Below are 17502 nucleotides of genomic sequence, written 5' to 3' on the forward strand. Positions count from 1 at the left end.
TTGTACCAATGCTGCATGCAGTGAATGCGTAGCATGGTTTCCAGCGGATAAGGTCGCCGGCCATTACCAGCCTTGGGGTAAAACGGCTCGATGACTTCCACCATGTTTTGCCATGGCAGAATCTGCTCCATGCGGGACAAGAAAATCTCTTTTCTGGTCTGACGGCGCTTACTGCTGAATTCACTGTCGGCGAAGGTGAGCTGATGACTCATGATGAACCCTGTTCCATGGCTCCAGATGACAAACATGATCTCATATCAGGGACTTGTTCGCACCTTCCTTAGTGCTCTTTTTAATGAGCGCCGTGATGGATTAAGTCTAAGACATGAATCATTCACGTCACAACAATTGCTCCGGCTTTTACGTTTGGCTTATCAGCATGTCAGGCCAGAAGATGATGCCGAACATGAAGGTAGTTTTACGCCAGATGTACGGGATGATGCTGAACATGCCCGTAATGCTGTCGTAAGCGCTCTGTTCGATGCAAAAGGCGAGGAAGGATGGAAAGCAAAGTTGGCAATGGCAAGCGACCCACTCTTCAGCCATATCAAGGATCGTATTTTGGCGGTGGCTCAAGAGGCATTAGCTCAGGAAGCTGACTCAGTCTTATTAAATGAGCAGGAATGTGTTGAGCTTGACAAAAAAGGTGAAGCACCACTCACAACAAACTCAGCAATGTTTGCTTTGCTACGTGACCGTTTGGTCGACCTTGATGAACTGCTAAAAAGTGATGTTTCGCCACAAGAGGCATGGGCGCAAATTGATCAAGAGCGAATTATGCGCCGCGAAATCGCGCGCGAGTTACAGCATGCAGCCAATGGTATATATAAGGTGGATCAAGAGTCAGTGACCGCTGATGAAAAGGAGACCGATATTCGCCTTCGTTCGACGGCTTCTGAATATGAGACAGTAATTGAGTTGAAACTTGGTGATAATCGCTCGGCTCGAGACCTGCGTGACACGATCGAATCTCAATTGGTAAAAAAATACTTGTCGCTTGAAACTCGCCGATCCGGTGCATTACTTATCACCTTGTCCAAGGTGCGGGACTGGGATCATCCTGATAGCGGGGAAAGAATCGGCTTAGAAGAGCTCAAGGAGCTGTTGGATGATGAAGCCAGACGTGTAGAGCGGGAAATGGGAGGTGCAGTTTCATTGACCATACATGTGCTGGATCTTAGACCGAGGCTGCTGACAGAAAAGCAGTCTCGGTCTGGGGTGATGAAGAAAAGGGTTAATCCTGCGTAAAGTTGCCAGTCTTTCGAACAGGATTTATCTCAGGCTGCAGTGAGAAATAGCTTCCAACCAGTACCTTTGGTAGGGTCTTTTCAGCACAATCTCCCACGGTGTTAGCTTTTGATCAATTAGCGAGATGTCGAGGGTTATGGTCACTTCAACCACGCCGTGCCGCCTCGATGGCGGCAATATCAATCTTGCCCATCTGCATCATGGCCTCGAAGGCGCGCTTGGCAGCCTCGGGGTCGGGATCGGTGATCGCCTCGGTGAGGGCGAGGGGGGTGATCTGCCAGGAGATGCCCCACCTGTCCTGGCACCAGCCGCACTCGCTCGCCCGGCCGCCGTTCTCGATGATGGCGTGCCAGTAGCGATCCGTCTCGGCCTGGGTCGTCGTTGCGACTTGAAACGAGAAGGCCCAGTTGTGGCTGACCCCGGGCCCGCCGTTGAGGCCGAGGCAGGGGATCCCCATCACCCTGAACTCGACCGTCAGCACATCCCCTTCCTTGCCGGCGGGATAGTCGGCCGGGGCGCGGTGTACGGCGTCGACGGCAGAGTCGGGGAAGAGGCTTGCGTAAAACCGTGCCGCCTCCTCGGCATCCCCGTCATACCAGAGGCAGATCCTGTTCTTTGCGGTTGTCATCATCTGTCGCTCCTGCCGGTTGCTGTCATCCTGTGCCCCTCCCTTTCTCTTGCCCCATTGGTTGCTACCTGGCGCCCTCTGTTGCCAGCCGGAGAGTTGCATGATGTCGTCAAGTGTAGTGGCATAGGGATCCGGCCCGCCCGGTCTGGCGTGCAACGCGGCAGGAAGAGAAACGGGATGCGGGCAGATGGTGCCCGTCACTGACAAGAGAGGTGTGCGCGATGGACAGTACCCAGCGATTCTCGACCCGGGTCGAGGCTTATGTGAAGTACCGCCCCGGTTATCCGGCGGCCATGCTGGACTTTCTGGCTGACGAGCTTGCCATGGTGCCCGAGGCCCAGGTGGCCGACATAGGGGCAGGCACCGGCATTCTGACCACCCTGCTCGCCCCCCGGGTGGCGCGGGTCTGGGCGGTAGAGCCCAACGATGAGATGCGTGGCGCCGCCAGGCGGCTGCTGGCGGATATGGGCAACATAGGCTGGTCCCACGGCAGTGCGGAGGCCACCGGCCTGCCGACGGGCTCGGTGGATCTGATCACGGTTGCCCAGGCGTTTCACTGGTTCGATCGCGCGGCCTTTCGGCTGGAGTGCCAGCGCCTGCTCAGACCCGGTGGCCGGGTCGCCCTGATCTGGAACGATCGGCTGACGAACACCGATTTTCTCAAGGCTTACGAGGAGGGGCTGCACGCCTATTCGGGGGATTACGAGGAGGTCAATCATCGCAACCTCGGCGAGCACGATTTTCGTGCCTTCTTCGAAGGGGAGTATCGGCTCGATCGCTTCGAGAACCGCCAGCTGTTCGATCTGGACGGCGTGCTGGGGCGGCTCAACTCCTCCTCCTATGCGCCCGCCGTCGGCACCCCGGCTCATGAGCAGATGACGGCGCTGATCCGCCGTGAATTTGGCCGTCATGCGGTCAACGACAGGATCTCCTTCAACTATTGCACCCTGGTTTACAGTGGTCGGGTGTCGGCCTGACCGAGGCCGGCTTCCCGACATGACAAGGCCCTCGTCGTTTACGGCGAGGGCCTTTGTTATTTCCTGAATGCCTCGTCTGGGTGTGCTGCGAAGCAGACCGTCGCGAGGGGGTACCATGACCTTACTCCATGTCGATGCCCAGGATGGCCATGGCTTTGGCCAGGGTATCGACGGATTCCTGATGTTTGCCTGCCTTGTGCAGGGTCTCTCCTTCTGCTCTCAACTGTTTTACCTCGGCCAGTTGCTCGGCGCTGAGGGCGGGGTTCGTTGCCAGGGCATCATCAATCTTCTTCATGTCCATGGGGCAGTGGAAGGCGATGGCGCTCCCGGCGAAGAGCAGGGTTGCCAACAACAGCATGAGTCTCATCTCTATGACCTCCTTGATGGGATCCCGTTAAGAATAGCCCGAGAGGGCCTGGGCCATTGGGTTGAACCGGGCAAGAAACAAAGGCTACCATGACCCTTTCGTCACGAGGAGGTGCCATGACACTCACGAGATTGCTGTCACCCCTGACCAGCCTGGTGATCTTCATTCTGGGCCACGGCATGTTCAACACCCTGCTGACGGTGCGCCTCTTTGCCGAGCAGGTGTCGGTGCAGGCCATCGGCCTGGTGTCGGCCGCCTATTTTGGCGGCCTGGTGCTGGGGGCCTTTGTCAATGCTCGCCTCATCATCCGGGTGGGCCATATCCGGGCCTATGCGGCCTACGCCTCCCTGCTCTGCTTCCTGTTCCTGCTGCACGGCATGGTGGTGGACCCTATCGCTTGGGCGGCGCTGCGGCTGCTGGGAGGCTTTGCCACCGGCGGCCTGTTCGTGGTGCTGGAGTCCTGGATGCTGGTCTCAAGCACCCCGGCCAACCGGGGGCGGCTGATGTCCCTCTACATGATCCTGCTCTATGGATCCCTGGCCATGGGCCAGTTGTTGCTCAAGTGGGTGGATCCCATGGTGTTGACCCCCTTTGCCCTGTGCGCCATGGCCGCCACCCTGTCGGTGGTGCCGCTCGCCCTCTCCCGGGTGCCCACTCCAGCCATGGTGGCACCCCAGCCGGTCGGGGTGCTGGAGCTTGTCCGGCTCACCCCGGCGGGCATGGGCAGCAGCTTCACCTCGGGCCTCATCCTCGGGGCCATCTACGGCCTGCTGCCGCTTTACTTTACCGACAGCGGCGCCTCGCTCTCGCGGGTGGCTGACATGATGGCGCTGGTGATCCTGGGGGGCATGTGCCTGCAATACCCCATCGGCCGGATGTCAGATCGTTATGACAGGCGGCTGGTGATCCTGCTGCTGTGCGGGGCGCTGACTCTGTTCGCCCTGCTGATGGTGCTGCTGCCCGAGGCGTGGCGCGAACCGATCGCGGGTGCCCTGGTGTTCCTGTTGGGGGGAATGGCGTTCTCCATCTACCCCCTGAGCCTCAGCCACGCCTGTGACGAGCTGCGCCCGGACCAGGTGTTGGGGGCCAATCAGGGGCTGCTGCTCGCCTACAGCCTGGGGGCCATGACGGGGCCACTGTTGGCGCCCTTCGTCATGGTGCAGTTCGGGCCAGAGGGGCTGTTTATCTACTTCGCCCTGTGCGGTGCCCTGCTGGCGGGTTATCTGGGCTGGCGCAGGCGGCAGCGGGCGCCCATTCCCCTGGCCGAGCACCAGGTGTTCATGCCGGTGCCGCCCAATACCCCGATGACGGCCGAGCTGGAGCCGAGAACGGATCTGGAAGGGGAGGCGGTGCCTGCGAGTTATGCCGCGCCCGAGGTTGAGGATGTGGAGGGGATGGAGGAGCCGCAGGTTCGCTGAGGGCAGGTCTGCCCGAAGACGCGCATAAAAAAGCCGACTCCAGGGAGTCGGCTTTTTACTGGCGATGAGCCTGTCAGGCGGTCACGGTATCGGCCTTGGCGGCAGCGGCTTCCGGCGCCGCATTGCGGATGAGGTAATCGAAGGCCCCCAGGGCGGCGGTGGCGCCAGCGCCCATGGAGATGATGATCTGCTTGAACGGCACAGTGGTGGCATCCCCTGCGGCGTAAACGCCGGGCAGGGAGGTGGCGCCCTTGGTGTCGATCTCGATCTCGCCGAAGCGGGTCAGGGCGACCTCGCTCCCCTTGAGGAACTCGGTGTTCGGTACCAGACCTATCTGCACGAAGATGCCGGCCACCGCCAGGTGCTTGATCTCGCCCGTGGTGCGATCCTCGTAGTCCATGCCCACCACCTTGCTGCCGTCACCGATCACTTCGGTGGTGCGGGCGCTCATGATGATGTCGATGTTGCCCATGGATCGAGCCTTCTTCTGCAGCACTTCGTCGGCGCGCAGGGTATCGGCAAACTCCACCACGGTGACGTGCTCGACGATGCCAGCCAGGTCGATGGCTGCCTCGATACCGGAGTTGCCGCCCCCGATCACCGCGACCCGCTTGCCCTTGAAGAAGGGGCCGTCACAGTGCGGGCAGTAGGCCACGCCCTTGGTGCGGTACTCGAGCTCGCCCGGCACGTTCAGGTCGCGCCAGCGGGCACCGGTCGCCAGGATCACGGCGCGGCTCTTCAAGGTGGCACCGGAGGCCAGATCCACGTTCACATAGCCATCCTTGCTGATGGCGGCGGCACGCTGCTCGGTGATCACTTCCACGCCGTACTGTTTGACGTGCTGCTCCAGGCTGGCGGCCAGCTTGGGGCCTTCGGTGTAGGGCACGGAGATGAAGTTCTCGATGCCGACGGTATCCATCACCTGACCACCGAAGCGCTCGGCGACGATGGCGGTGCGAATGCCTTTACGAGCTGCATAGATGGCCGCTGCGGCGCCAGCCGGGCCACCGCCCACTACCAGCACGTCGTAGGGGGCCTTTTCGCTCAGCTCTTGCGCCTTGCGCTCTGCCGCGCCGGTATCGAGTTTGGCGACGATCTCTTCGAGCGAGGTACGGCCCTGGCTGAATGGCTGGCCGTTCAGGTAGACGTTCGGGACCGCCATGATCTGGCGCTCGTTCACCTCGTCCTGGAACAGGGCACCGTCGATCATGGTGTGGGTGATGCCGGGGTTCAGGGTGGCCATCAGGTTCAGGGCCTGTACCACGTCCGGGCAGTTGTGGCAGGAGAGGGAGATATAGGTCTCGAAGTGGAACTCACCCTTGAGGTTCCTGACTTGCTCCAGAACGGCCGGATCGGCCTTGGAGGGGTGGCCGCCGCTTTGCAGCAGGGCGAGCACCAGGGAGGTAAATTCATGACCCATGGGGATGCCGGCAAAATGCACGCGCGGTGTCTGGCCTTGTGGCGCCACGCTCATGGAAGGCTTGCGGGCGGCAGTGCCATCGGTCATGGAAATCTTGGGGGACATCTCGGCTATCTCGTTGGCCAATGCCAGGAGCTCTGCGGATTTGTCGCTGTCATTGCCGGACACGCTGATCTCGATGGGATTGACGATGTACTGCAAGTAACCGTTGAGTTGTTGTTTGAGGTTGGTATCTAACATGGTCGAATTCCTTCTTGTTATGGCGGTCGGCACTATTAATGAATACAGAAAGCACTGGATGCAAAAAACAGTGAATACAGGAAGCGCTGGGCCAGAAAGCAGACCGGCCCTTGAGTGGGCCGGTCTTGGAGAGCAGGAGGCTTAGATTTTGCCTACCAGATCCAGGGACGGGGCCAGGGTGGCATCGCCTTCTTGCCATTTGGCCGGGCACACTTCACCCGGGTGAGCGGCAACGTACTGGGCAGCTTTGACCTTGCGCAGCAGCTCCAGAGCGTCACGGCCGATGCCACCGGCGTTGATTTCAACGATCTGGATGACACCTTGCGGGTCGATGACGAAGGTACCGCGGTCAGCCAGGCCAGCCTCTTCGATCATCACGCCGAAGTTGCGGGTGATGGTGCCGGTCGGGTCGCCTATCATCGGGTACTGGATCTTCTTGATGGTGTCAGAAGTGTCGTGCCAGGCCTTGTGAGTGAAGTGGGTGTCGGTAGAAACGGCGTAGATCTCGACGCCCAGCTTCTTGAAGGCAGCGTAGTTGTCAGCCAGGTCGCCCAGCTCGGTCGGGCAAACGAAGGTGAAGTCAGCCGGGTAGAAGAACACCACGGACCACTTGCCTTTCAGGTCAGCGTCAGACACCTGAACGAATTTGCCATTGTGGTAGGCGGTAGCGTTGAACGGCTTGATTTCAGTGTTGATATAGGTAGACATGTATTTGCTCCTTGGTGATGTACATATGCCCGTCTGGTCGTGAAGTGCTTGGCCAGGCGAGGCGCTTAACTTTCGATGGAGGCATCATAGGGCTTTTCGCTAATCGGTCAAAGCCACAATTTTGAATCACTTAAATCTATTTATTAGATAGCCCATCGCAACTGTACCTAACATGAATATCTCAGGCCTTCAGAGATAACTCATTGTCGAAGTTCAATTTCTGTCCGCCATGTCACATTTTCAAGTCCCGGATGGGAACTTGTTTTATGCCGGAGGTGATGAGAGGAGTGTTGAAGGTGCGTCGGGCAGAGGGGGAGGGCGTGAGAGACGGGCAAAAAAATCCCGGCGCCGTCGCACAGACAGGGCCGGGTCATCAAACAAGGAATGGCGATATAAAAATGCTTTACAGCAAAGACTAACTACGGGGTGTGCAAACTTGCAGACATATGAAGAGAAGACATCGGGTGCACAATCCTCATCTCCTCTTCGGCAACCATTGCATGGACGGCATCATAGTGTGATGAAGATCACAAAGCAAGTTTGTGGTGTAAGTTTTCAATCAAACTGAAAGTGTTTCAGCTATTTAGCCGATTAATCAGGCTGAAAACGCTTTTATTGTAATTTAATTACAGTTTTTTGTGATCAAAAATCGGAGGGCGGCTCCTGCTCCTCCATCAGTTCCAGCAGATTGATGGCGACAGTGATGAAGTCCGACTCCGTGACGATGCCCACCAGCTTGCGTCCCCGCACCACCGGCAGGCAGCCATATTTGTGGCGCTGCAGGTAGAGGGCCGCTTCCTTGATGCCGGCGTGGGGATCCACGCTCGCCACCTGGCGGGTCATGATCTCGTCGAGCTGGACGCTGTCGGTGAATTCCGCCTCCCGCTCCGGATTGATGAGCAGCAGCTTGGAGTCGCGGGTTGCCAGGATGTCGGAGAGGGTGACCAGCCCCAGCAGATGCAGGTGCTCGTCGACGATGGGGATGTGGCGGATCTGCTCCTGCTGCATCAGCTCCATCGCCTGCTTGACGCTGTTCTGCGGCCCCAGGGTGAAGGGGTGTTCGGTCATGATTTCAGTCAGGGTCATCATGGTGGGCCTCCTTGTGTTTCTGATCTCACCCTAGCTCAGCTCCTGGCGGTGGAACCTGATCAGGGTCAATACAGATCATTAAAGAATCATTAACCCAGGGGTTGTTGGTACGGCGGGGTACAAATTGACGCCCAAGTGTCCGTGTCGGTGCGCCAAGGGGCCCCCAGGCTCGCAAAAAGAGCTCTATCCCTTGCCGGCCTTGGGTTTTTGGTCTTTTGGGTTGCCTTGGAAGAGGGGGATAACTAGACTAGCCGCCGATTCCCCCGAGGTGAAAGATGCAAGTATCCGATTTTCATTTTGATCTGCCAGACGAGCTGATTGCCCGCTATCCGATGGCAGAGCGCACCGCCAGCCGCCTGTTGCAGCTCGATGGTCAAAGCGGCGCCCTGCGCCACGGTCAATTTGTGGATGTGCTGGACCAGCTCAACCCGGGCGACCTGCTGGTGTTCAACAACACCCGGGTCATTCCGGCGCGCATGTTTGGCCAGAAGGCCAGCGGCGGCAAGCTGGAGGTGCTGGTGGAGCGCATCCTGGACGAGCACAGCGTGCTGGCCCATGTCCGCTCTTCCAAGTCTCCCAAGCCCGGCACCCGCCTTATCCTCGATGGCGGCCCCGATGGGGAGACGGTGGAGGCAGAGATGCGCGCCCGCCACGATGCCCTGTTCGAGATCCACTTCCTGGACCCACGCCCTGTGCTTGAGATCCTGGAAGCCATAGGCCACATGCCGCTGCCCCCCTATATCGACCGTCCCGACGAGGACGCCGACAAGGAGCGCTACCAGACCGTCTACAACCAGAAGCCGGGCGCCGTGGCTGCGCCGACCGCGGGTCTGCACTTCGACGAGCCGCTGCTCGAGAAAATTCGTGCCAAAGGGGTTGAAACGGCCTTCGTCACTCTGCACGTGGGGGCGGGCACCTTCCAGCCGGTGCGGGTGGAGAAGATTGAAGATCACCACATGCATTCGGAATATGCCGAAGTGCCGCAGGAGGTGGTGGACGCCATCGCCGCGACCCGTGCCCGCGGCGGTCGCGTGGTTGCCGTGGGCACCACTTCGGTGCGATCCCTCGAGAGCGCGGCCAAGGTGACCCTGGCCCAGGACAAGCCGCTGGCGCCCTTCTTCAGCGACACCGACATCTTCATCTTCCCCGGCTACGAGTTCCAGGTGGTCGATGCCATGGTCACCAACTTCCACCTGCCTGAATCCACCCTGATCATGCTGGTCAGCGCCTTCGCGGGTTACGACAACGTGATGGCGGCTTACCAGGCAGCCGTGGCGGAGCAGTACCGTTTCTTCAGCTACGGGGACGCCATGTTCGTCACCCGTCGCCAGGTTGAGGCATAAGCCTCGGCCTTCAGAAGCCGTTCAGGGAGGCCTTGTCAGGATCCTGGCCGGTTTCTTGTATCGGGCCCATGGGGCCCTCCGTTGTCAGACTGTTTCTCTGACTGAATCGAGGTAGCAATGAAATTTGAACTGAAAACCACAGATGGTCGCGCCCGTCGCGGTCAGCTGGTATTCGAGCGCGGTGTGGTCCAGACCCCGGCCTTCATGCCGGTCGGTACCTACGGCACCGTCAAGGGGATGACCCCGGAAGAGGTGCGCGAGACCGGCGCCCAGATCCTGCTTGGCAACACCTTCCACCTCTGGCTGCGGCCGGGCCAGGCGGTGATGCGCGCCCACGGGGATCTGCATGACTTCATGAACTGGCAGGGTCCCATCCTGACCGACTCCGGTGGTTTCCAGGTGTTCAGCCTCGGTCACATTCGCAAGATCACCGAGGCCGGTGTGCACTTCCGCCATCCCATCAACGGCGAGAAGATCTTCCTCGACCCCGAGAAATCCATGGAGATCCAGTACGATCTGGGCTCCGACATCGTGATGATCTTCGACGAGTGCACGCCGTACCCCGCGACCTACGAAGAGGCGCGCAAGTCCATGGAGATGTCCCTGCGCTGGGCCAAGCGCTCCCGCGAGAAGTTTGATGCACTGGGCAACAAGAACGCCCTGTTCGGCATCATTCAGGGCTCCGTCTACGAGCCGCTGCGGGATGTGTCGCTGGACGGTCTGCTGGAAATAGGCTTTGACGGCTATGCGGTCGGCGGTCTGGCGGTGGGCGAGCCCAAGGAAGACATGCATCGCATCCTGGATCACGTCTGCCCGAAGATCCCGGCCGACAAGCCGCGCTACCTGATGGGGGTGGGCAAGCCGGAAGATCTGGTGGAAGGGGTGCGCCGCGGCATCGACATGTTCGATTGCGTGATGCCGACCCGCAACGCCCGCAACGGCCATCTGTTCACCACCGACGGGGTGGTCAAGATCCGCAACGCCAAGTATCGCGAAGACACCAGCACCCTGGATGCCGACTGCGATTGCTACACCTGCAAGAACTACACCCGCAGCTATCTGTACCATCTGGACAAGTGCAACGAGATCCTCGGTGCCCGTCTGAATACCATTCATAACCTGCGTTATTACCAGCGTGTGATGCAGGGTTTGCGGGACGCGATCGAGCAGGGTAAATTAGACGACTTTGTAACTGAGTTTTACCGTCGGCAAGGGAAGCCCGTGCCTCCGTTAACTGAAAATGACGTGAAATAACAACGACATATAAGTTAGTTTTCAAATCTACATCAATAAGAGGTTGTTAAATGAGCATTATCTCCAAGGCGTATGCAGAAGGCGCAGCTCCGGGTGCACAGGGTGGTGGCATGGAAATGATCATCATGCTGGCCGTGTTTGGCCTCATCTTCTATTTCATGATCTACCGTCCCCAGGCCAAGCGCGCCAAGACTCATCGCGATCTGATGAGCTCCCTGGCCAAGGGTGACGAAGTGCTCACCTCCGGTGGCCTGGTTGGCAAGATTGCCAAGGTGTCCGCCGATAGCGACTACATCGTGCTGGCCCTGAACGATCAGACTCAAGTCACCATCAAGCGTGATTTCGTCTCTGCCGTTCTGCCCAAGGGTTCTATTCAGTCCCTTTAATCTCCCGAGGAGCACAGCGTGTTAAATCGCTATCCGCTGTGGAAATACCTGATGGTGATCGTCGTGATCGCCATCGGTTTTCTATATGCAGCCCCCAATCTTTACGGCGAAGACCCGGCCTTGCAGGTCTCTGCCAGCCGTGGTGCCGAAGTCAAACTAGAGACGCTCGATCAGGTGAAGGAGACGCTCGAAGCGGCTCAGATCCCGGTCAAACATGCTGCGTTCGAACACGGTTTCATTCTGATCCGGTTCACCAATACCGAAGACCAGCTCAAGGCTCGTGACGTTGTCGCCAACAAGCTGGGCGACAACTTCATCACTGCCCTCAACCTGGCACCTTCCACGCCTGCCTGGCTCGAAGCCATCGGCGCCGCTCCCCTCAAGCTGGGTCTGGACCTGCGAGGTGGCGTGCACTTCCTGATGGAAGTGGACATGGCCGAGGCGCTGACCAAGCAGCAAGAGCAGATGGTGCAGGATTTCCGCTCCGAGCTGCGCACCCAGAAGATCCGTTACTCCGGTGTGCGCCGGGTGGGTGATCAGGTGCAGGTGGTGTTCCGCGAGGAGGCCGATCAGGCCAAGGCCGCCGCCTTCCTGCGTCGGCAGAATCCAGATCTCACCTTCACCACAGAGCAGAAAGGGGATGACTTCATCCTGCTGGCTGGCCTGAGTGAAGCCAAGATCAAGGAAGTGAAGAAGTACGCCCTCGAGCAGAACATCACCATCATCCGTAACCGGGTGAACGAACTGGGTGTGGCCGAACCGCTGGTACAACAGCAGGGTGCCGAGCGCATCGTGGTGGAGCTGCCCGGTATCCAGGACACCGCCCGTGCCAAGGAGATCCTGGGGGCTACCGCGACCCTGGAGTTCCACATGGTCGATGAGGCCGCCGACATCCAGGCCGCGGCCGCAGGCCGGGTGCCGCCGAGCTCCAAGGTCTACAACGATCGCAACGGTCGTCCCGTGGTGCTGCAAAAGCGCGTGATCCTGACCGGTGACCACATCGTGGGTGCCCAGTCCGGTTTCGACGAATACAGCCGTCCCCAGGTCAACATCAAGCTCGATGGCCAGGGTGGCAACAAGATGGCCAACTTTACCAAGGACAACGTTGGTAAGGGCATGGCCACCGTCTTCATCGAGTACAAGCCGGTCGGTCAACCCGGTCCGGACGGCAAGCGCAAGTTCCGCAAGCAGGAGGAGGTGATCAACGTCGCCACCATCCAGTCGCGCCTTGGCAGCCAGTTCCGCATCACAGGTATCGACAACGCCAACGAAGCCCACAACCTGGCGCTGCTGCTGCGTGCCGGTGCCCTGATAGCCCCGATCCAGATCGTCGAAGAGCGCACCATAGGCCCGAGCCTGGGTCAGCAGAACATCGACAGCGGGATGGAAGCCATCGGCTGGGCCATGCTGGTGATCGTGCTGTTCATGGGGATCTACTACCGTGCGTTCGGTTGGGTGGCCAACCTGGCTCTCTCCATGAACCTGGTGCTGATCGTCGGCATCATGTCGATGATACCGGGGGCCACCATGACCCTGCCGGGTATCGCCGGTATCGTGCTGACGCTGGGCATGGCAGTGGATGCGAACGTGCTGATCTACGAACGTATTCGTGAAGAGATCCGTAACGGCCGCGGCGTGCAGCAAGCCATCCACATGGGCTTTGACCGCGCCTTCTCGACCATCGCCGACTCGAACGTCACCTCGCTCATCACCTGTGTGATCCTGTTTGGCATCGGCACCGGCGCCATCAAGGGCTTCGCCCTGACGCTGGGCATCGGTCTGACCGCCTCCATGTTTACGGCCATCACGGTATCCCGCGCCATCATCAACCTGGCCTGGGGCGGACGGCGCATCGACAAGCTGCCGATCTAAGGAAGAGACATGTTTCAGATTCTACATTTTGAAAAGCCCATCCCCTTCATGCGCTTCGCCAAGTCGGGAATGGTGTTCTCTGCCTTGCTGACGATGCTCGCCCTGTTCTGTCTGTTCGATCGCGGTTTGAACTGGGGTCTGGACTTCACCGGGGGGACCACCATCGAGGTGGGCTTCCAGCAATCGGTGAGCCTGGACAAGATGCATGAGGCGCTGGACGAGCAGAAGATTGAAGGGGCGACCCTGCAATTCTTCGGCTCCAGCCGCGACGTGCTGGTGCGCATGGCTCCGAAAGAGGGGGTCAAGGTCGAGCAGCAGGGCAACGAGGTGCTGGCGGCCGCCAAGCTGATCGACGAGAGCGCCGTGCTCAAGCGGGTCGAGTTCGTCGGTCCTTCGGTCGGTGACGAGCTGGCGACAGACGGTGCCCTGGCCATGCTGGCCTCCATCCTCTGTATCCTGGCCTATGTGGCGGTGCGCTTCGAGTGGCGTCTGGCGATGGGGGGTATCCTCTCTCTGGCGCACGACGTGATCATCACCCTCGGCATCTTCGCCTATTTCCAGTACGAGTTCGACCTGACCGTGCTGGCGGCGTTGATGACGCTGGTGGGTTACTCCCTGAACGATACGATCGTCGTGTTCGACCGGGTGCGGGAGAACTTCCGCAAGGTGCGCCGGGGTGATACCGCCGAGATCATGGATCTCTCCATGACCGAGACCCTGAGCCGGACCATCATCACCTCGGGGTTGACCTTCGTGGTGGTGGTGGCGCTGCTGCTCAAGGGCGGCCCGCTGATCCACGGTTTTGCCATCGCCATGGTGATAGGGGTGGCCTTCGGGACCTACTCCTCCATCTATGTGGCGAGTGCCTCTGCCATGTTCTTCGGGGTCAAGCGGGAGCACATGCTGCCGACCCAGGTGGAAAAAGAAGGTGCGGATCAGCAAGAGATCTTGCCGTAACAGACAAGGGCGCCACAGGGCGCCCTTTCTCTTGGGGTGCGGCTGAGTCATTATGCTCCCCAACAGCCATCCTCATGACCCATTACAAGTACGCAAGGAGCAAGCCATGCAACACAATCCCCGTTTTCTGGCCCTGGTAGAGGCCATTCGCCCGCAGATACGGGAAACCGATGTGCACCAGATCAGGCGCTGGCAGGAAGAAGGCCGTGCTTTTCACCTGATCGACGTGCGGGAAGATAACGAGTGGGCGAAAGGGCACCTGCCGGGGGCGGAACACTTGGGCCGCGGTGTGATGGAGCGGGACATAGAGACCCGTTTTCCCGATCCCGACACCGAGCTCTACCTCTATTGTGGTGGGGGTTTTCGCTCCATCCTGGCGGCGGACAACCTGCAAAAGATGGGGTATTCCCGGGTGGTCAGCGTCGATGGAGGCTTTCGTGGTTGGAGTGATGCCGGATACCCTGTCGAATCCTGATTTATTTGAGGGATAGGGGTTGCGCCACATGACAAAAGGCCGGTTGACCTTTACCATATGCGGGGTCAAGCGTAAGCGTCGGAGTGTTCATTGAACGTCAGGAAAGGGATTGGATACCTCACCGGTATTCTGTTGTTGCTCCCCATGTGGGGATGCAGCAGTAGCAGTCAGGTTACAGCGCCTCAAGTTCCCAAGCCGCAACCCGCTTCATTGGTATTGGCGACCCCCTTGCAGGTCTCCTACCAGAGCGAGTTGGCGTTGGCGCGACTCGGGCAGATGCTCAGTGAAATGGAATTGACGACCGAACAGCGGGCGGAGCTGTTCTATGAGCGTGCCGTGGTGTTTGACCGGGTTGGCTTGCGTTCCCTTGCTCGGCTCGACTTCAACCGTGCCCTGCGGGAGAAGCCCGACTTTGCCGAGGCTTACAACTTCATCGGTGTCTATCTGGTTCAGCAACAGAACTATGACGAGGCCTATGAGGCGTTCGACTCGGCACTCGAGCTCGCCCCGGATTACGATTACGCCTATCTCAACCGTGGCATCGCGCTCTATTACGGCAATAGACCAGAGCTTGCCACCGCCGACATGAAGCGTTTCTACGAGGCGCAGCCGGAAGATCCCTACCGGGTGATCTGGCTCTATCTGGCCGAGCAGAAGCTCAACGGGCCGGCGGCCATGAGCCGGATGCGCGAACGCCTCAACAAGTACGACGACGACGCCTGGAACTGGGATCTGGTCCGCCTCTATACCGGCGAGATCAACGCCACCCAGCTGATGGGCAACGTGGTGAAAGGGGTGAAGGACAACCGGGAGCTCGCCGAGCGCCTGTGCGAAACCTACTTCTACCTCGGCAAGTTCGAGCTGGCCAAGGGCAACCGCAAGGAAGCCATCAGCTACTTCAAGCTGGCGCTGGCCAACAACGTCTATGACTTCATCGAGCATCGCTATGCCCTGCTCGAGCTGGAGCTGATGGCGCGCAAACCCTTGCCGCCGGGTGCTCAGGGCAAAAGCAGCAAAGCGTGAAAAGGGTGTCAGCCCTCAGTGAAAAAGGCCTCTTGATGAGGCCTTTTTGCTGTCTGCTGCAGTCGTCCCTGCGTGATCACTCCACCAGGCTCATGCCGGGGATCTGTCGCCAGTAACCGTTGCAGTCCCGTTCCTGCTGCAGGGGGAGGGGAGCCTGACCCTGCTGGTTGGCCTTGAAACGCGCCAGCATGTCGAGTGTCTCCATCCCTTCGGGAGAGAGGCGCACTACATCCACCAGTCCCGCCATGCCTTCGAGCTCGTTGCCGAGGTTGTAGCAGTAGCCGGACTGGGTCTGGATGCCGTTGAGATTGAACACTTTCTGCCCCTCACGGCTGTTGGCCAGCCGTCCGGTCGGGTAGTGGATGCAGGCGAGCTCGCAGTTGTCCTTGGGCTTGTCGAGGGAGCGGGCGGTGAAGCAGCGCGCCGAGTAGGCGAGCGGCAGGTGGCCGTAGGCGAACACCTCCACCTCGAACTGCTGGCGGAGCGGGCCAAGATCCTCATTGAGTTGCACCAGCCAGTCTCGGGAGAGCTCCACCGGCATCACCCAGCGCTGCATCCCCTGTTTGAGCAGCATGCGCAGCACGTCTGCGTTGTAGGCATTGATGGCCGGGCCACACACGAAGGGCAGGCCCGCCTCACAGGCGAGCTGGACGGTGCCGAGATCGTTGGCCTCGACCATGAGATCGCCGTTGTCCACCAGCCGTTTCACCTCCTTGAGCTCGGACGGCGCCGAGATCAGCGCCAGAGTGGAGAGCACGGTCTGTTTACCCGTGCTTGCCACCTGGCGGGCCAGGGTAATCCAGTCATCTACTTTCAGTTCCCGGCGTTTGCTGCACACCGTCTCACCCAGATAGATGATGTCTGCCTGGCTCTGCGCCGCCGCCTCATAGAAGGCCCGGGTGTCGGCCTTGGGCCAGTAGAAGAGCAGGGGCCCGAGAGAGAATTTCATGAACAGTGCTCCTTATTGCCACTGGCGGTGATAGGCGCCGAGGGTGGTCTGGCTTCCCTCGGAGACGCGGGCAAGCTGGGCATCCCACTCGCTCTTGACGCTGTAGGCGTCAGGGTTGGCTTGATAAGCATCGATGGCGGCGCGCCAGACCCGGGTCACCTGCTCGACATAGGCGGGGCTGCGCTGGCGGCCCTCGATCTTGACCGACTGGATCCCGGTCTGGAACAGCTCGGGCAAGAGGCCAAGCGTGTTGAGACTGGTGGGCTCCTCCAGGGCGTGATAGGTCTGGCCATCCACCTCGAAACGTCCCTTGCACAGGGTTGGGTAACCGGCGTTTTCCCCTGGGCCGTAGCGATCGATCAGCACCTCGTTGAGACGGGATTCGAGACCGCGGGGGGTCTCTTCCCAGCGTACGAACTTGGCGGGGGAGCAGGCGCCCACGGTATTGGGGCTCTCGCCGGTCATGTAGGAGGAGAGATAGCAGCGCCCCTCCGCCATGATGCAGAGGCTGCCAAAAGCGAACACCTCGAGGCCGACGTCGGTCTCGCGAGCCAGCTGCCTGACCTGGTGCATGGAGAGTACCCGTGGCAGCACCACCCGACCGACGTTGAAGTGCTGCTGGTAGAAGCGGATGGCGGCGGCGTTGGTGGCGCTCGCCTGCACCGAGACATGGAGCTCCATGTCGGGATGATGGCGGCTGGCGTAATCCAGCACGGCGAGATCGGCGATGATCAGGGCATCGGCACCGAGCGCCACCCCTCTGTCCACCGCCTGCTTCCATCTGGCATCCGAGCCCGGGTGGGCGAAGGTGTTGATGGCGATGTGCAGCTTTCGACCATGTTGATGCACATAATCCACCGCCTTTTCCAGTTTGCTGTCCGTGAAGTTGAGTCCGGCGAAGTGGCGGGCGTTGGTGTCATCCTTGAAGCCGATATAGACCGCATCGGCCCCGTTATCCACGGCTGTCTTCAGTGCCGGCAGGCTACCTGCCGGGCAGAGTAATTCCATCGGGTACGCTCCGAGAGGGCAAAAATGCAAAAAGTGGCCCGATTGTATGCAGGCTTGACCCCCCGCTTTTTGACCTGAGGCAGCTTTGTGTGGCTTTACCCTTCTAGAGGTAAGTAGGCACAAGTTTGATTTTCAACAGG

General features: G+C 59.7%; 17 protein-coding genes and 1 pseudogene. 10 read left to right on the plus strand and 8 right to left on the minus strand.

Translation table 11 applies throughout. The features are described 5' to 3' along the window. A pseudogene (locus PG898_RS01975) lies at positions 1 to 212 on the minus strand (IS5/IS1182 family transposase); the annotation flags it as partial. Here PG898_RS01975 and PG898_RS01980 point away from each other — a divergent pair. Further along, positions 211 to 1248 (plus strand): hypothetical protein, encoded by a 1038-nt coding sequence (locus PG898_RS01980; RefSeq protein WP_270823568.1) that lies wholly within the window; start codon positions 211 to 213, stop codon positions 1246 to 1248. The pseudogene PG898_RS01975 and the gene PG898_RS01980 overlap by 2 nt on opposite strands. Positions 1249 to 1393: 145 nt before the next feature. On the opposite strand, the gene PG898_RS01985 is transcribed toward PG898_RS01980, so the two are convergent. Then, a complete protein-coding gene (locus PG898_RS01985) occupies positions 1394 to 1879 on the minus strand; it encodes a VOC family protein (RefSeq protein ID WP_270823417.1) in 486 nt (161 codons plus the stop codon). 218 nt (positions 1880 to 2097) lie between these two features. Between PG898_RS01985 and PG898_RS01990 the strand changes: the two genes are divergently transcribed. Beyond that, positions 2098 to 2853 (plus strand): class I SAM-dependent methyltransferase, encoded by a 756-nt coding sequence (locus PG898_RS01990; RefSeq protein WP_270823418.1) that lies wholly within the window; start codon positions 2098 to 2100, stop codon positions 2851 to 2853. Positions 2854 to 2974: 121 nt separating this feature from the next. On the opposite strand, the gene PG898_RS01995 is transcribed toward PG898_RS01990, so the two are convergent. After that, on the minus strand, positions 2975 to 3220 hold the full coding sequence (locus PG898_RS01995; protein WP_005324333.1) for a hypothetical protein: 246 nt from the start codon (positions 3218 to 3220) through the stop codon (positions 2975 to 2977). Between the two features lie 116 nt (positions 3221 to 3336). Here PG898_RS01995 and PG898_RS02000 point away from each other — a divergent pair, with 116 nt between their 5' ends. Beyond that, positions 3337 to 4638, plus strand: coding sequence for an MFS transporter (locus PG898_RS02000; RefSeq protein WP_270823419.1), 1302 nt, complete (start codon positions 3337 to 3339; stop codon positions 4636 to 4638). A gap of 73 nt (positions 4639 to 4711) precedes the next feature. Here PG898_RS02000 and ahpF read toward each other — a convergent pair whose 3' ends face one another. The 3 genes from ahpF to PG898_RS02015 all read right to left on the minus strand — a co-directional run bounded on the left by ahpF (position 4712) and on the right by PG898_RS02015 (position 8095). Continuing rightward, the gene (ahpF, locus tag PG898_RS02005; protein WP_270823420.1) at positions 4712 to 6298 is read right to left on the minus strand and encodes an alkyl hydroperoxide reductase subunit F; all 1587 of its coding nucleotides are present in this window, start codon (positions 6296 to 6298) and stop codon (positions 4712 to 4714) included. Positions 6299 to 6439: 141 nt separating this feature from the next. After that, positions 6440 to 7006 (minus strand): alkyl hydroperoxide reductase subunit C, encoded by a 567-nt coding sequence (ahpC, locus tag PG898_RS02010; protein ID WP_005324327.1) that lies wholly within the window; start codon positions 7004 to 7006, stop codon positions 6440 to 6442. A gap of 642 nt (positions 7007 to 7648) precedes the next feature. Beyond that, positions 7649 to 8095: a CBS domain-containing protein gene (locus tag PG898_RS02015; RefSeq protein ID WP_042650441.1), complete on the minus strand. Its 447-nt coding sequence runs from the start codon at positions 8093 to 8095 to the stop codon at positions 7649 to 7651. A gap of 275 nt (positions 8096 to 8370) precedes the next feature. On the opposite strand from PG898_RS02015, the gene queA reads away from it, so the two are divergent. From queA to nlpI, 7 genes are all read left to right on the plus strand, one after another. Then, on the plus strand, positions 8371 to 9438 hold the full coding sequence (gene queA / locus PG898_RS02020) for a tRNA preQ1(34) S-adenosylmethionine ribosyltransferase-isomerase QueA (protein WP_270823423.1): 1068 nt from the start codon (positions 8371 to 8373) through the stop codon (positions 9436 to 9438). A 117-nt stretch (positions 9439 to 9555) separates the two neighbouring features. After that, the gene (gene tgt / locus PG898_RS02025; protein ID WP_005324320.1) at positions 9556 to 10692 is read left to right on the plus strand and encodes a tRNA guanosine(34) transglycosylase Tgt; all 1137 of its coding nucleotides are present in this window, start codon (positions 9556 to 9558) and stop codon (positions 10690 to 10692) included. A 50-nt stretch (positions 10693 to 10742) separates the two neighbouring features. Continuing rightward, positions 10743 to 11078: a preprotein translocase subunit YajC gene (gene yajC / locus PG898_RS02030; RefSeq protein ID WP_041205953.1), complete on the plus strand. Its 336-nt coding sequence runs from the start codon at positions 10743 to 10745 to the stop codon at positions 11076 to 11078. Between the two features lie 18 nt (positions 11079 to 11096). Next, the gene (secD, locus tag PG898_RS02035) at positions 11097 to 12950 is read left to right on the plus strand and encodes a protein translocase subunit SecD (RefSeq protein ID WP_042650445.1); all 1854 of its coding nucleotides are present in this window, start codon (positions 11097 to 11099) and stop codon (positions 12948 to 12950) included. Between the two features lie 9 nt (positions 12951 to 12959). Next, positions 12960 to 13907, plus strand: coding sequence for a protein translocase subunit SecF (secF, locus tag PG898_RS02040; protein ID WP_182310057.1), 948 nt, complete (start codon positions 12960 to 12962; stop codon positions 13905 to 13907). A 106-nt stretch (positions 13908 to 14013) separates the two neighbouring features. Continuing rightward, a complete protein-coding gene (locus tag PG898_RS02045) occupies positions 14014 to 14382 on the plus strand; it encodes a rhodanese-like domain-containing protein (protein ID WP_042650447.1) in 369 nt (122 codons plus the stop codon). Between the two features lie 90 nt (positions 14383 to 14472). After that, positions 14473 to 15405, plus strand: coding sequence for a lipoprotein NlpI (gene nlpI, locus PG898_RS02050; RefSeq protein ID WP_284069885.1), 933 nt, complete (start codon positions 14473 to 14475; stop codon positions 15403 to 15405). A 76-nt stretch (positions 15406 to 15481) separates the two neighbouring features. Here the strand turns inward: nlpI and PG898_RS02055 are convergent, their stop codons facing one another. Together PG898_RS02055 and ubiU are read right to left on the minus strand one after the other, a co-directional pair. Beyond that, the gene (locus PG898_RS02055; protein ID WP_270823425.1) at positions 15482 to 16354 is read right to left on the minus strand and encodes a U32 family peptidase; all 873 of its coding nucleotides are present in this window, start codon (positions 16352 to 16354) and stop codon (positions 15482 to 15484) included. A gap of 12 nt (positions 16355 to 16366) precedes the next feature. Next, complete coding sequence (gene ubiU, locus PG898_RS02060) at positions 16367 to 17362, minus strand: ubiquinone anaerobic biosynthesis protein UbiU (RefSeq protein ID WP_270823426.1); 996 nt, start codon at positions 17360 to 17362, stop codon at positions 16367 to 16369. Positions 17363 to 17502: the final 140 nt, after the last annotated feature.

The organism is Aeromonas sp. QDB31 (assembly GCF_027707605.1).
Lineage (GTDB): Bacteria > Pseudomonadota > Gammaproteobacteria > Enterobacterales > Aeromonadaceae > Aeromonas > Aeromonas media.

Excerpts from the sequence above, each read along its gene's own strand:
- PG898_RS01980 (WP_270823568.1), top strand. The coding sequence starts at position 211 with ATGATGAACCCTGTTCCATGGCTCCAGATGACAAACATGATCTCATAT.
- PG898_RS01985 (WP_270823417.1), bottom strand. The coding sequence starts at position 1,879 with ATGATGACAACCGCAAAGAACAGGATCTGCCTCTGGTATGACGGGGAT.
- PG898_RS01990 (WP_270823418.1), top strand. The coding sequence starts at position 2,098 with ATGGACAGTACCCAGCGATTCTCGACCCGGGTCGAGGCTTATGTGAAG.
- PG898_RS01995 (WP_005324333.1), bottom strand. The coding sequence starts at position 3,220 with ATGAGACTCATGCTGTTGTTGGCAACCCTGCTCTTCGCCGGGAGCGCC.
- PG898_RS02000 (WP_270823419.1), top strand. The coding sequence starts at position 3,337 with ATGACACTCACGAGATTGCTGTCACCCCTGACCAGCCTGGTGATCTTC.
- ahpF (WP_270823420.1), bottom strand. The coding sequence starts at position 6,298 with ATGTTAGATACCAACCTCAAACAACAACTCAACGGTTACTTGCAGTAC.
- ahpC (WP_005324327.1), bottom strand. The coding sequence starts at position 7,006 with ATGTCTACCTATATCAACACTGAAATCAAGCCGTTCAACGCTACCGCC.
- PG898_RS02015 (WP_042650441.1), bottom strand. The coding sequence starts at position 8,095 with ATGATGACCCTGACTGAAATCATGACCGAACACCCCTTCACCCTGGGG.
- queA (WP_270823423.1), top strand. The coding sequence starts at position 8,371 with ATGCAAGTATCCGATTTTCATTTTGATCTGCCAGACGAGCTGATTGCC.
- tgt (WP_005324320.1), top strand. The coding sequence starts at position 9,556 with ATGAAATTTGAACTGAAAACCACAGATGGTCGCGCCCGTCGCGGTCAG.
- yajC (WP_041205953.1), top strand. The coding sequence starts at position 10,743 with ATGAGCATTATCTCCAAGGCGTATGCAGAAGGCGCAGCTCCGGGTGCA.
- secF (WP_182310057.1), top strand. The coding sequence starts at position 12,960 with ATGTTTCAGATTCTACATTTTGAAAAGCCCATCCCCTTCATGCGCTTC.
- PG898_RS02045 (WP_042650447.1), top strand. The coding sequence starts at position 14,014 with ATGCAACACAATCCCCGTTTTCTGGCCCTGGTAGAGGCCATTCGCCCG.
- PG898_RS02055 (WP_270823425.1), bottom strand. The coding sequence starts at position 16,354 with ATGAAATTCTCTCTCGGGCCCCTGCTCTTCTACTGGCCCAAGGCCGAC.
- ubiU (WP_270823426.1), bottom strand. The coding sequence starts at position 17,362 with ATGGAATTACTCTGCCCGGCAGGTAGCCTGCCGGCACTGAAGACAGCC.